Source organism: Halocella sp. SP3-1, assembly GCF_003953885.1.
Taxonomy (GTDB): domain Bacteria; phylum Bacillota; class Halanaerobiia; order Halanaerobiales; family DTU029; genus Iocasia; species Iocasia fonsfrigidae.
Map to the genome: position 1 here is coordinate 3,705,511 of NZ_CP032760.1, position 12,772 is coordinate 3,718,282.

Sequence of the window (12,772 nt, forward strand, 5' to 3'; positions counted from 1 at the left end):
GCCTCCCTATATATCTAAACGTTTTTCTAATTCATCGATTATATTATCTTTTGTGATATTTGTTACAATCTCTTCATTAAACTTGACTACAACCCCTTCGGTACAATGACCCTGACAGAAACAGGCCTTTAGTTTTATCTCTATCTTTGCTTCATTTTCAGCAATATAGTCCTGTAATATATTAATAATCCCTCTTGAACCCTTAACATGACAGCCACTTCCAATACAAACAGTAATATTAATTCTCAGCACCCCCTACTGACAGGTCATTTTCTTTTGTTAAATATTTAACAAAGAAGAACAAAAAAAATAACTGATCTTTGTTATATAATTCACATTGTAATTATATTATAGCATATATCTACTCTATGTCAAGACAGTTCATAGATCTTTTGTTAAGAATTTAACTTATATTATTAAAAAGGATTCACCTTTTATGTTTTAATTTCTTTAATTGGTATAATTTTAAAATTAATACTATATTCATTGTTCAATTTATCACTTATTTCCTTTTTAATATCATTAAGAAAATCTGTACTAATCGATTCATCGGCATATAGATAGGCATTTATTAATTTACCCTGAATTTCTATATCTTCTATTCGATAGCTCCAATCCATCACAAGCCTTTCTTTTATTACTGACTTTATTATATCTTTTGGTTTTTCAATATAAAATTGATGTACAGTAAGTATACCTAATGGTACAGAAAGCAAAATTACTGAAATAATAAAGAATACCATACTCTTCTTGACAATCTTCTGGGCTTTAACTTCATACCACATCTGAGGTCTCACCCCTTTAAAATAAAAAACTATCAGGGTAGCCAGTAATAAAGAAAGATAGTTACCAGCCAGTAATAGTGAAGCACCAATAATCATAGTAGTATAACCAAAAGAAAGGCCAATGCCTATTGTACTCATCACTGGTAACAGGGCAGCTGCCACCATTACACCTACCAAACCAGACCCTGGCTGCCCCCGCTTAACAAGGGAATAAGCACCTGCTGCACCTGCTGCCATAGCTATAAATAAATCAGCCAGTGTTGGATACATCCTGATTCTCAATGAACTAGTAATATCAACATTTGGTATAAAAAGCCCAAAGATTGCCCCTACTACCACTGCCAATACAACTGCCAGTATTTCAGCAGCAATACCTTTTCTGATTAACTTATTATCTCCTAAAACAATTCCAATCGTAATACCCAGTATTGGCCCCAATACTGGGGCAATAACCATTCCCCCAACAATTACAGCTACATTATCCAGTATTAATCCAAGACTGGTAATAATTGAAGAAAATATAACCAGGAAAACATATTCACTATTAATACCTGACTTATCCTGGGCAAAGGTTATTAATGACTCCCGGCTGGCATGGAAATTTGCTTTCCTGACCCTTTTCCTGTCTCTAGGAATTACAGTATCAGGTGTAAAGATTATTAAACTTCTTTCCTTATCCCCTTTAAAGTCAAATCTGCTCATCAAATTATCCAGGAGTATATCAGCATCACCATAGAGCAGATTTATAATTAAAAGATCACCAGTTTCTGATTTTATTAACTTATAATCTTGTATATCCACACCAAGGGTATTGAGGAACTTAACAGCCTCCTTACCCTCCCCCGGTCGAAAAACCGCATGAACAATCTGCATAAAAATCCCCCCTTTGTAGCTACTAGTTTTCAACAAAGAAGGGGTTTTTATGCTTTAGTACGTTAAACCTATTAGGAAAGTTTTTTCAGTATTTCAATTTTATTTTCTCCTTCAGATTGATTAAAGCGCTTAGTCATTTTTCTAGCATAACTTCTCTCCTTCACCAGTTGTTCATCAGAGGTGTTATAAAAAGTTCTCCTGCTAACATTTTTTCCTTTTCTGTCATGTTTTTCACTCCCCATTTACTTTTTACCAATATAATAAAAACCATTTGACTTATTTCCATTCATTGTATTATAAGTTATTTCTTCAAATACAATTTTTTCAAATGATCTAGTCAATAATTTAATCCACTCTATACTGTGATGTCTAAATACTCCCCCCTCTGATAACTCAAATACCCCAAATTGCTTATATTTATCACTAAAATAATTGTATCTCTTTAAATTCCGTTCATCATTATTAAGTAAAAAATCATTAATATAAATAATACCACCTGGTTTTAAAACCCTTTTAATTTCCCTAATTAATCTTTCCTGTTCCTCATCCTTGATAATACAGGTCAATACCGCAAAAACAATTACAGCATCAAAGAAATTATCTTCAAAATCAAATTTTTCCTTAGTCTTTAGTGTTAAATTTACAAAAGGATAATCTTTTGCTGCCCTTTCTAGCATGTTTTTAGATATATCAGTTCCATATAAATTTTGATAACCGTTAAGGTACAGCTCATGTAATGTCCTTCCATAACCACAACCAAAATCCAATACCTTAGCCTCTTTCTCAACATACTTTCTGAATACATTAAGCTGAAAGGGTGTTGTGAATTCCTTATTATAGGCTACTTTATCCCAATACTGTCGACAGTCAAAGTCTTTAGTCATTATTACACTCCTTTAGCAAATTTTTTCTATTGTAAGGTCATCATTCGTCATCCAATATAAGTATTGCGATGGCATTTTATACCTAAATTATTTAAACTAAATCCCTTTTTTATTAAAAATTAAGGAAAAATTTTCTTTAAGGTTATCATACAAATCATATTTTTAAAAGCCCCTGAGTAAATAATATTAATAATTATCATAACCAGAAATATCAGACTTTTTCTTTTCCATAAGACATTCAATGAAGTGATCAATAACACCTGATTACCAATAATACCACTGCTCATTTTTATTCATTGTAATGATAAATTTACTTATACCAGTTTAGGGGAATAGGTCTATTATCTGCAAATAAATCAATATCATAATTTAAAAACTTAGTAGTAATATCACCCATCCCTACAGTGTCACACAAATAACACCTCGCATCTCCAATCAAACCTTTAACTGCTATACCTTTATACAATAAAACATCACGTAGTTTATCATAATTTCTAGATACATCCCCATAAGTACTTTGATGACCATATAAATCCACGTGATAATCATTGCCATATGGATTTATTATTTTAATCCTCTTAGACTTATTAGCAAGTCTATTGGGGACACAGCACCATTCCTCAACACTATGAATAAAGGTATTAGTTTTCAGACTACAACCCAAGAATAAAATCTGCGCTTTTCTATCATATAAGCGTCCCCAGCAACCCCCTCGCGGACATGGCGTATTAAATCTCTCTTCACCTTGTATATATTCCAAAGCATCTTTACCCCTGGCTGCAATAGAATGAGTTGGATGTAATGACCTTACAACACCAGTTTTCTTCATGAATATATTAGAGAGAATTCCAACACATGAAGGTTCTGTTAATGGATTATAAATATCATTTACTAGATTATCTTTACCCCATGAATGGGTTGGAAATATCAACAATCCATGCTTCATATATTCTACAAAGGCATCAATAACTGTTTCAGCACCACCATCAACATCTCCAATTGATTTCATTGAAGAATGTACTAATAATGTCCCTTTGGAGTTAATACCCAATAACGAAAAATAATTAATTATATCAGCTTTTGTATACATAAATCCCTCCACTTTCTTGTTCAAAAAAAACTAACAAAATTAAGCAGCCAATGAAATACAATTAATTATTATGTAACTGTTAATTCTAGTTAATAAATTGCATTCCATTATCCTGATTCCATGGCAAACTAACTTAATTTGAACTTAATGCCTCTTCAATTGCTTTAAGTATTACTTTACTACTTGAAGTTGCACCAGTAATTACATCAACTCCTAAAGTTTGCTCTTCTATTACTTTTGGGATAATTACTTCAGCTGCTTCACCCCTGCCATTTTTATGCTTTAGTAATTCAATATCTACTATCTTATTATCTTTAACTATTACTTTAACCTCAGCAGCAACCCATTTCACCTCATAACTACCCTGGTATACACCATCTGCTATTTGGGATAAGTCGATCTGTGATATAGTAATATCATTCACTTGTTCTTGATATGTTTTTAAATCATTATAATAAGCTACACCCTTAATCCCTAAAATTATAATAATCAATCCTAAAATAAGTAAAATCACTTTTTTCTTACTTAACATTTTCATCACCCTATTTATAGTTTTTTTATTATCTTAGCAGGATTTCCCCCCACAACTACATTATCAGGCACATCTTTCACCACAACAGACCCTGATGCCACTACCACATTATTACCTACGTTTACCCCTGGATTTATGACTGCACTCCCACCAATCCAGACATTATCTCCAATCTTTACTGGTTTAGCATATTCTAGACCTGAAACTCTAAGTTCCGCATCCAAAGGATGTGTAGCGGTGAAAATACATACCTTTGGCCCTAGCATACAATTTTTGCCTATAACAACCTTACAAACATCCAGTATAGTACAATCATAATTTGCATAAAAATTATCTCCTAAATAGATATTACTGCCATAATCACAGCGAAAATTAGGTTCAATGTAAATTCCTTCTCCTGTGCTACCAAAAAGCTTTTTAAGTATTTCAATTTTATTTTCTTTTTCAGATTCATTAAAGCATTTGGTCATTTTTCTAGCATACATCCTTTCATTTAACAGTTGTTCATCAGATGCATTATAAAATTCCCCGGCCAACATTTTTTCCTTTTCTGTCACATTTTCCACTCCTCATTTACCTTTTTTACAATCTGTCCACATCCAGACCCTATACATAAATTTGAAATCCTGCATTTTTTGTGTATAGAATATGGAAATTACATATACCAGCAGAAAGGACATCAGTATTAGCATGATATAAATATATTTTTTCCTAACTATCATAATCACTCCATAGTATAATAAAACCTGAGTAATACAAAGATTTTCTATTTCAAATCATTATTAACTATAATCTCTACTTTGCATTTTTTCCCTTTCCATAATGTCTCTAATACCTTGAACTTAATATCTGAATTTATTCCCTTTACCATTCCTTCCATCGGATTAAGACAATATATATAGCAAGGCATCCCCGCCCCAAGTTTTTTACAAATATCACAAAGCTTACATTTTTCTGCTATAGCTAAAAAACCTTCTTCTGTTTTATTAATATCCCAAACTGCACAGTTAAACACCTCAGAACACCATGTAAAAACCTCTTCGGGATACTTGATACCAAAATTCTCTACTAAACCCTTTCCTGAAACAAAACTCTTTTCCTTTTTCTCCTTTACAATCCCATTTAAAATACCTTCTTTATTATAATAAAATACTGATTCTGCCAATACATTTGTATAAATACTTTGTAATACACTAAGTTTTACTTCTGTATTCATTAAAATCGTCTCCCTTCTAAGTAAAATTAAGCACTAATCCCCCCAACAGAGACCAACCTCATTCATAGTACTAACTTTCCTTATAATCAACTTCTTATATTATTTTAATAAATCAGTATATGTTTTATCAGCTAATCTATGTTAATTTTTTAAAAAAAGTAATCAAATATAAAATCTTGAGTCAATTTGACAGTTAATTAAGTTTTTTTATGATTAAGGCACTAAGAGCTTCTATTAGTATCTAATTACCATAATTTAATAATTAATCTATACTTAACTTTCTCAGCATAATCTATATAACCATCTAAGTCTCTTTGTAACATATCATCTTCCAATTTAGTTCTAATTACCACAAAAATCACAGCCAAAATTCCTGGTATAAATGTATAAACATAACCAATAATTACCGGCTGAACAAATGATGTTAAAATCATACCTAAATTACCAGGATGTCTTATATATTTATATGGTCCCTTTTCTATTACAGCCTGATTCCTATCAGTTTGTATACGAACTGTTCCTTCAAAATGTTTATTTATTACCATGGCCCAGGTAATTATAATTAAGGATACTAGATAGAGTAAAACACCCAAAAAAATATATTGAGCTGATAGTTGTAACCAGTCAAACCTAAAACCTAGGCCTGAAATACCAGGTATAATAAAAATATGGATTAAAGTATAAAACCCAAGTATTATTTTATCCCATTTTTTTGTATTACTCCCTTCTTCTGCTCTTGAACTCAATACTTCTGGATTATATTTTAATAAAAAATAATTATTGATTACTGCCCCAGAGATAACCAACAAATAGTAAACCCATCCCCTAATAACCAATATGCTACCACTACATAAAAAAAACACAATTGCTGATATAAAATATAAAATCATATTTTTTAAAATGGCTTTTTTTTGATTATTTATTTTTTGTTTTACTTGTTTTGCTTTTAGCATCATAACCACCCCAGTAAAGTTATTTGAATATTATCATTCATATTTTAGCACTTTTTTTGAAAAATAACAATTGTTTCCTGATAGATTTTCAATTAGACAGTTTTAAGATAATTTATCTTATAACCTTTTTATTATAAATATTTTTCTAATATTGCAAATCTATAGATGATTAGATATAATCAAAATGGAAGACATTGAGAAAATATAAAGGAGAGGATAGTTATGAAAATAATAGAATACTACTTGAATCTAAAACCAAATATTATGATGTCATTTGGATTTATTTTAATTATTTTTATCGGTTTTTTAGGTGAATATTTTTCATGGGCAAGAATACCTTATCAACCACTATCAAATATTATAGGGGGTATAATATTTATTACAGGCTGGTTATTTCATAAATACTGTCACAGCTTTCATAAAAAAGCCCATTTAAGATCAGACCAAATCAAGAGCATTATAAAGTCAGGTCCATTTGCTATCATTCGTCATCCAATGTATTTAAGCTTAATTCTAATGTATTTAGGTGTAAGCATGACCTGGGGAATTATCTGGATGTTTATTCCCTTTATTGTCTTTTCCTCATTTATTATTATAATTGCAATAAGGGAAGAAACTTATTTATTAAATGAATTAGGTTCTGAATACAAAGACTATATTGATGAGGTCTCCTGGCGTTTTATACCCAAATTATTCTAAATGAATCACTTTTTAAAAGCCACCTGAGTAAAAAGCTAATAATTAGCATAATTTAGAAAATGTGAATATAAACGGCAGCTAGTACTACCTGCCGTTTAATAATTCCCTTGATCAATAATTAAATTACAAATTGCTCTAAATACTTTTTAGAAATTCGCAAACTATCAAGAACACGTTCTTTACTACCTTCAAAAGCTCTATCTTCTATTTCAATACAGGAATATCCATTATACCCTATGTCAGTTAAGGCAGATACATATGCCCCCCAATCTACATCACCAAGACCAGGTAGTTTAGGTCGCATATATTCAAGGGGATATGCCATAATTCCTACATTCTTTAATTGCTCAACATCGAGTTTAATATCTTTAAAATGAACATGAAAAATTCTATCTTTAAATTCATAAATAGGTAAAATATAATCCATCATCTGCCAGACAAAGTGACTGGGATCTAAATTAATACCGAAATTTTCATTAGGGATAATCTCAAATAATTTTCTCCAGATTTTAGGAGAAGTAAAGAGATTTTGTCCTCCAGGCCATTGATCTGCCCCAAAAAGCATTGGACAATTTTCAATAGCTATCTTAACACCTTTTTCCTCAGCATACCTTATTATTGGCGGCCATATTTCTTTAAATAATTCAATATTTTCTTCAACTGTTTTATTTTGATCCCTTCCAATAAAAGTGGTAACAAGATTAATTTTAAATTCTGCACTAGCAGCAATCACTTTTCTCAGATGTTCAATATTTTCTTTGCGTTTATTCAAATTACCATCCATAGTATTCGGATAATAAGCCAGAGAAGATATTTCTATATTTTTACTGTTACAATAGTCTTTTATATATGATACTTTACTATCAGTGAGATTATCTACATCAAGATGACTTACCCCTGCATAACGACGCTCAGCCTTGCCCTGCGGCCAGCAGGCAACTTCAATACATTGATATCCCATATCACTTGCAATATCAACTAATTCTTCAAAATCATAATCCTCAAGAATTGAACTTACAAAACCCAATTTCATCTACTTTACCTCCTTAATCTTGTTTGACAACAATAGAGCGTCCGGTTTTTGATGACTCAATACTAGCAAAAATCGACCTCATTGCCTTTATTGCCTCTACACCAGAAATCTCAGATTTTTTCTTTTCCATAAGACATTCAATAAAATGATCAATAACACCTGATTTTGTTTGCTCATCATTGGTTTGAATTTTATCAATGTCATAATAGATATTTTCTCCATTTTTAAGCATTACTTTAATGGAGTATTGTGGATCATCGTAAATACTCATAATTCCTTTTGTTCCATATAAAATAGTACTATTATCTTCTGAACCATAATAATTCCAACTAGCCGTCATTGTACCAATGATGCCACTACTCATTTTATAAATACAAATTGCATTATCATCTACTCCAATAAGATTTCCCTGTGAATCCTTCTTGTCTAAAGTCACCACCTTAGCAGTAGCCTCTACTACAACATCCCCTGTTAAAAATTGAATTAAATCTGTTTTATGTATTCCCAGATCTGCCATAGCCCCCATAGCAGCCTCTTGTTTATCAAAAAACCAGACATTTTTACCAGGATCAATACTCCATGTTTCTGGGCCACTATGTCCAAAAGTTGTTTTAAAACTTATAATATTTCCTATTAACCCTTGATTAATCAACCCTTTAGCCTTTATATGGGCCTTGGCAAAGCGTTGATTATGTCCTATCAGCAGATATTTCCCTGTTTCATCGGCTGTTTTGACCATTTCTTCACATTCTTCAAGCGATGTGGCCATTGGCTTTTCACACAAGACATGTTTTCCTGCTTTAAGGGCAGCAATGCTTATTTCAGCATGAACATGATTAGCAGTACAGATACTTACAGCATCTATTTTAGTATCCTTCAGTAATTCCTGATATGATGTATAAACTTTTCCATTATATTTGTCTCCCATCTCTTCTGCCCTATTTATATTTCTATCATAATAACCTATAATTTCAGTGTTTTTATTGTCCATATATTCTGGTATATGCCGCACTTGGGCAATTTTTCCGCAACCAATTATTCCTATTTTATACATAAAGAGCCCTCCAATCAAATAATAAGTTATTCATCTTAGGCTTAATCTTTTTTTTGAAGTAGAACCGCAGCAACCAAAATCAAACCCTTAAAAGCCTCTCTTAAAAACGGTGGTACTCCCAGGAGATTTAACAAGTTGTTCATCACCGCAATAATTAACATACCAAATACTGTACCAATGATGGCTCCTCGACCACCGCTCATGCTAGTTCCTCCAACAACCGCAGCTGCAATGGCATCCATCTCATAGCCACTACCTGCATTGGCAAAATCCATTGAACCAATTCGCGACACTTGAATAATAGCTGAAAAGGCTACCAATAATCCCATCAGGGCATAAACACGCCGTTTTACACGGTTCACATTTACTCCTGACAGCTTTGCTGAACACTCATTTGAGCCAATCGCAATCACCTGCCTACCAAAAGTCGTTCTTTTGGATATAAAATACAGAACTGCTGCAATAATTAGCCAGTAAATAATAGGCATCAGCATATATTTCCCCATTTTAAAACCGGAAATCTGCAAAAATTCCCTTGGTACCCTGGGGAGAAATCCCTGCATAAAATGTTGGGTTACACTACGATATATTTTCATTGTTCCTAAAGTAGCAATAAATGGTGGAATTCGCCCCTTTGTTATTAATAAACCTATTAAGTTACCAAGTAGAATACCAAAACCCGTTCCTATAATAATAGCAATAATAATTACTGACACACCAGTAATTCCCATATTGCAAAGAATCCCATTAGGACCGCTATCCAGCAGCACCATCATTACAGCTCCAACTGAGGCAAGAGTTGAACCTACTGACAAGTCTATTCCACCAGACATAATAACAAAAGTCATCCCTAAAGCTATAATTCCAACCCCTGCATTATTTCGTAAAATATTTATCCAGTTATTAATCCAGGAATAAAACCAGGCCCCAAACGAATCATAACTGAACCCTAAAGTTAATGTCTGCAAAATAATCATAATAAATAACGCAACTGCTGTGCTAAAAATGGGTTCAGTAGACCATTTATGTAAAAACCAATGTAAAAATCTATTTTTGTTTTTATCATTACTGTTTCTTTCCATATTATGTTCCCTCCCTCTGATTTAAGGCAATTGTCCCACCAGTAGCCAGTCGCATAATATCATGTTTGTTCATTGTTTCTCCACTTACCTCACCTTGAAGTACACCATGGTACATGACTAATGCCCTGTCACAAATACGAATGATCTCCTTTGCTTCACTAGATAAAACCACTATAGCAATATTTTCTTTGGCCAATCTAAGGATAATGTCATAAATCTCTTCCTTAGCCCCTACATCTACCCCCTGGGTAGGATTATCTAGTATTAACAAATTAGGATTGGCAATCAACCATTTAGCCAGTACCACCTTTTGTTGATTTCCTCCCGAAAGACTATTAATTAAATCAGTTTTAAGACTCATTTTTATTTTTAAATCTTTAACTTGTTTTTCAAACTCTTCCTCTTGAGTTTTTTTGTTAATTATTCCCCATTTGGAAAATTTCGGCCAGGTAACAATCGAACCATTTTCAAAAATGTTCATATCCTTGATAATTCCATTTTCTTTTCTATTACGGGGAAGGTAGCCAATTCCTTTTTCTACAGCCTGAGTAGTATTATTTACCTGAGTCAACTTCTCTGCTAAATATATTTTACCTGAACAAATATCCCCATTTCCAAAAATAGCCTCAAAAAGCTCACTTCGTCCATCTCCAAGTAGTCCTGTCACACCCAGTATTTCTCCAGCCCGAACTGAAAAACTAATATTACTGAAATTATTGTCATCAGATAAACCTTCTACCCGCAATACTTCTCTCCCTAATTCCCTGGAGCACTGTAAGGATATAGTACGCACATCATGTCCTACCATAAATCGTGCTAAATCATCTGTTGTAACATCGTCAACTGGTCCTTCTGCTGCCATGACACCATTTCGCAATACTGTATAGCGGTCACAAAACTCCATTACTTCCCCAAGTTTATGAGAGATAAATACAATGCCGACATCATGACTTTTTAGAGTTTCCATCATTTGAAATACCCTCTTAATTTCTGAATCAGTTAGAGAAGTTGTTGGTTCATCCATAATAATGATTGAGGCATCCATCATAATAGCACGGCATATTTCTACAATCTGTTTGTACGAAGTATCCAGGTCGCGTACCATGGTACGAGGATTTAACTCAACATCCATCCGTTCAAATACTTCCTGGGTCTCAAGAATCATTTTTTCCAGGTCTAAGACACCACCCTTTTTCTTTATTTCCCGTCCAATAAACATATTCTCATAGATGGGCAAATCATTAATTAAATTAAGCTCTTGATGGACAAAAGCAATCCCCGCATCTAATGAATCTGCTGGCATATCAAATTGCGTTTTTTTATCATCAAGATATATATCCCCTGAGTCCATGGACACTACCCCACCCAGAATATTCATCAGAGTAGATTTCCCTGCACCATTTTCTCCCAGCAAAGCACATACTTCTCCACCTTTAATGGAAAATGAAACATTTTTTAAAACAATATTGGCCCCGAAGGCCTTACAGATATCTCTCATTTCTATCTTCATAAGATCACCTCCATTATTTTAAATAAGAGGTTATGGTCTACCATAACCTCTTTTGTCTATTCTTAAATACTTCCACTTATTTGTGAATTAATAAGGTGAATCGGCATCTAAAAATTCAGTATAATTCTCCCGATCAACAATAGTTGTCGGGATAATGGTTTCTTTGGCTACTTTCTCACCATTTAATAATTCTACAGCAACATCAACTGCATCTTTAACCATAGCAGGACTGTATAAAGCAGATTGGATCCAGATATCTTCGTTTTCTGGCATCATTTCAAAATACTCCTGCATTCCACCCCCACCGGTAACAACTTTAATCTCTGTTCTACCTGCTTCCCTGATAGCCTGTAGAACCCCTATAGAAGTCTCATCATCCATTGAATATACAGCATTAATTTTAGAATGCCTGACAAGAATATCAGAAAAATCAGTTAGCCCATCCTGACGGGTAAACTTTGTTGCATAAGTAACAAGGTTCATATTAGGAGCAATTTTTTCTATTGTTTCAATAAATCCCTTTTTCCGCAACTCTGCAACAGAACCAGAGCTGGGAACATCTAGAATAACAACAGTACCCTCAGTTCCAATCTTATCTACAATATACTTTGCCCCTTGAATACCCATATCTTCGTTGTCACCAGCTACTCGATATACACCATCTACATCAATGGCAATATCAAAGTTAACAAGCTTAATCCCAGCATCTACTGCTCTTTGTATAGGTACTTCCATACCCACCCACTGCGGAAAAGCAACAATCGCTTCAGCTCCCCAGGTTATCAGGTCGTCTAATTGGGAAGTCATTTCAGAGGCATTACTACTGGTCTGAATGTTGTACCCAACTTGATCAGATAATTCTTTACACCGTGCTTCAGCATGATAAGCAACCGCAGCAACCCAACCATGGGTAACAGCAGGAGCTAAAATTCCCACCTTATACTTTGCCCCCGAAGCAGCCCCGGAAATACCAGCAAACAAAAGAGTAGCTAATAATGTGACCACAAGCACAAAACCAAAAACTTTTTTCATACAACTTTCCTCCTTTTAATATTAATGTA

At 33.2% G+C, this 12,772-nt stretch carries 15 protein-coding genes; 1 reads left to right on the forward strand and 14 read right to left on the reverse strand.

Annotation, left to right across the window (positions count from 1 at the left end):
* Positions 1-6 precede the first annotated feature (6 nt).
* The 9 genes from D7D81_RS17735 to D7D81_RS17775 form a co-directional block, all read right to left on the reverse strand.
* A complete protein-coding gene (locus tag D7D81_RS17735; protein ID WP_286169899.1) occupies positions 7-252 on the reverse strand; it encodes an NAD(P)H-dependent oxidoreductase subunit E in 246 nt (81 codons plus the stop codon).
* 182 nt (positions 253-434) lie between these two features.
* Positions 435-1,658 carry a TIGR00341 family protein gene (locus D7D81_RS17740; protein ID WP_125991351.1) on the reverse strand — a complete coding sequence of 408 codons (1,224 nt, stop codon included), beginning with the start codon at positions 1,656-1,658 and terminating at the stop codon, positions 435-437.
* A gap of 71 nt (positions 1,659-1,729) precedes the next feature.
* Positions 1,730-1,900: a maltose acetyltransferase domain-containing protein gene (locus D7D81_RS17745; protein WP_125991352.1), complete on the reverse strand. Its 171-nt coding sequence runs from the start codon at positions 1,898-1,900 to the stop codon at positions 1,730-1,732.
* On the reverse strand, positions 1,901-2,542 hold the full coding sequence (locus tag D7D81_RS17750; protein WP_125991353.1) for a class I SAM-dependent methyltransferase: 642 nt from the start codon (positions 2,540-2,542) through the stop codon (positions 1,901-1,903).
* Between the two features lie 310 nt (positions 2,543-2,852).
* On the reverse strand, positions 2,853-3,632 hold the full coding sequence (locus D7D81_RS17755; RefSeq protein ID WP_125991354.1) for an AAC(3) family N-acetyltransferase: 780 nt from the start codon (positions 3,630-3,632) through the stop codon (positions 2,853-2,855).
* Positions 3,633-3,765: 133 nt separating this feature from the next.
* Positions 3,766-4,164 (reverse strand): FMN-binding protein, encoded by a 399-nt coding sequence (locus D7D81_RS17760; protein WP_125991355.1) that lies wholly within the window; start codon positions 4,162-4,164, stop codon positions 3,766-3,768.
* Between the two features lie 14 nt (positions 4,165-4,178).
* The gene (locus D7D81_RS17765; protein WP_353622089.1) at positions 4,179-4,730 is read right to left on the reverse strand and encodes a maltose acetyltransferase domain-containing protein; all 552 of its coding nucleotides are present in this window, start codon (positions 4,728-4,730) and stop codon (positions 4,179-4,181) included.
* A 200-nt stretch (positions 4,731-4,930) separates the two neighbouring features.
* Positions 4,931-5,380, reverse strand: coding sequence for an L-2-amino-thiazoline-4-carboxylic acid hydrolase (locus tag D7D81_RS17770; RefSeq protein ID WP_125991356.1), 450 nt, complete (start codon positions 5,378-5,380; stop codon positions 4,931-4,933).
* Between the two features lie 245 nt (positions 5,381-5,625).
* Positions 5,626-6,336, reverse strand: coding sequence for a methyltransferase family protein (locus D7D81_RS17775; RefSeq protein WP_125991357.1), 711 nt, complete (start codon positions 6,334-6,336; stop codon positions 5,626-5,628).
* A 219-nt stretch (positions 6,337-6,555) separates the two neighbouring features.
* Between D7D81_RS17775 and D7D81_RS17780 the strand changes: the two genes are divergently transcribed.
* Positions 6,556-7,032: a methyltransferase family protein gene (locus D7D81_RS17780; RefSeq protein WP_125991358.1), complete on the forward strand. Its 477-nt coding sequence runs from the start codon at positions 6,556-6,558 to the stop codon at positions 7,030-7,032.
* A gap of 118 nt (positions 7,033-7,150) precedes the next feature.
* Here D7D81_RS17780 and D7D81_RS17785 read toward each other — a convergent pair whose 3' ends face one another.
* The 5 genes from D7D81_RS17785 to D7D81_RS17805 form a co-directional block, all read right to left on the reverse strand.
* A complete protein-coding gene (locus tag D7D81_RS17785) occupies positions 7,151-8,065 on the reverse strand; it encodes a sugar phosphate isomerase/epimerase family protein (protein ID WP_125991359.1) in 915 nt (304 codons plus the stop codon).
* Positions 8,066-8,078: 13 nt separating this feature from the next.
* The gene (locus D7D81_RS17790) at positions 8,079-9,119 is read right to left on the reverse strand and encodes a Gfo/Idh/MocA family protein (RefSeq protein ID WP_125991360.1); all 1,041 of its coding nucleotides are present in this window, start codon (positions 9,117-9,119) and stop codon (positions 8,079-8,081) included.
* Between the two features lie 41 nt (positions 9,120-9,160).
* The gene (locus D7D81_RS17795) at positions 9,161-10,201 is read right to left on the reverse strand and encodes an ABC transporter permease (RefSeq protein WP_125991361.1); all 1,041 of its coding nucleotides are present in this window, start codon (positions 10,199-10,201) and stop codon (positions 9,161-9,163) included.
* Between the two features lies 1 nt (position 10,202).
* Positions 10,203-11,711, reverse strand: a complete 1,509-nt coding sequence (locus D7D81_RS17800) for a sugar ABC transporter ATP-binding protein (RefSeq protein WP_125991362.1) — start codon at positions 11,709-11,711, stop codon at positions 10,203-10,205.
* An 87-nt stretch (positions 11,712-11,798) separates the two neighbouring features.
* Positions 11,799-12,743, reverse strand: coding sequence for an ABC transporter substrate-binding protein (locus tag D7D81_RS17805; RefSeq protein WP_125991363.1), 945 nt, complete (start codon positions 12,741-12,743; stop codon positions 11,799-11,801).
* Between the last annotated feature and the right edge of the window lie 29 nt (positions 12,744-12,772).

Excerpts from the sequence above, each read along its gene's own strand:
- D7D81_RS17740 (WP_125991351.1), bottom strand. The coding sequence starts at position 1,658 with ATGCAGATTGTTCATGCGGTTTTTCGACCGGGGGAGGGTAAGGAGGCT.
- D7D81_RS17745 (WP_125991352.1), bottom strand. The coding sequence starts at position 1,900 with ATGGGGAGTGAAAAACATGACAGAAAAGGAAAAAATGTTAGCAGGAGA.
- D7D81_RS17750 (WP_125991353.1), bottom strand. The coding sequence starts at position 2,542 with ATGACTAAAGACTTTGACTGTCGACAGTATTGGGATAAAGTAGCCTAT.
- D7D81_RS17755 (WP_125991354.1), bottom strand. The coding sequence starts at position 3,632 with ATGTATACAAAAGCTGATATAATTAATTATTTTTCGTTATTGGGTATT.
- D7D81_RS17760 (WP_125991355.1), bottom strand. The coding sequence starts at position 4,164 with ATGTTAAGTAAGAAAAAAGTGATTTTACTTATTTTAGGATTGATTATT.
- D7D81_RS17770 (WP_125991356.1), bottom strand. The coding sequence starts at position 5,380 with ATGAATACAGAAGTAAAACTTAGTGTATTACAAAGTATTTATACAAAT.
- D7D81_RS17775 (WP_125991357.1), bottom strand. The coding sequence starts at position 6,336 with ATGATGCTAAAAGCAAAACAAGTAAAACAAAAAATAAATAATCAAAAA.
- D7D81_RS17780 (WP_125991358.1), top strand. The coding sequence starts at position 6,556 with ATGAAAATAATAGAATACTACTTGAATCTAAAACCAAATATTATGATG.
- D7D81_RS17785 (WP_125991359.1), bottom strand. The coding sequence starts at position 8,065 with ATGAAATTGGGTTTTGTAAGTTCAATTCTTGAGGATTATGATTTTGAA.
- D7D81_RS17790 (WP_125991360.1), bottom strand. The coding sequence starts at position 9,119 with ATGTATAAAATAGGAATAATTGGTTGCGGAAAAATTGCCCAAGTGCGG.
- D7D81_RS17795 (WP_125991361.1), bottom strand. The coding sequence starts at position 10,201 with ATGGAAAGAAACAGTAATGATAAAAACAAAAATAGATTTTTACATTGG.
- D7D81_RS17800 (WP_125991362.1), bottom strand. The coding sequence starts at position 11,711 with ATGAAGATAGAAATGAGAGATATCTGTAAGGCCTTCGGGGCCAATATT.
- D7D81_RS17805 (WP_125991363.1), bottom strand. The coding sequence starts at position 12,743 with ATGAAAAAAGTTTTTGGTTTTGTGCTTGTGGTCACATTATTAGCTACT.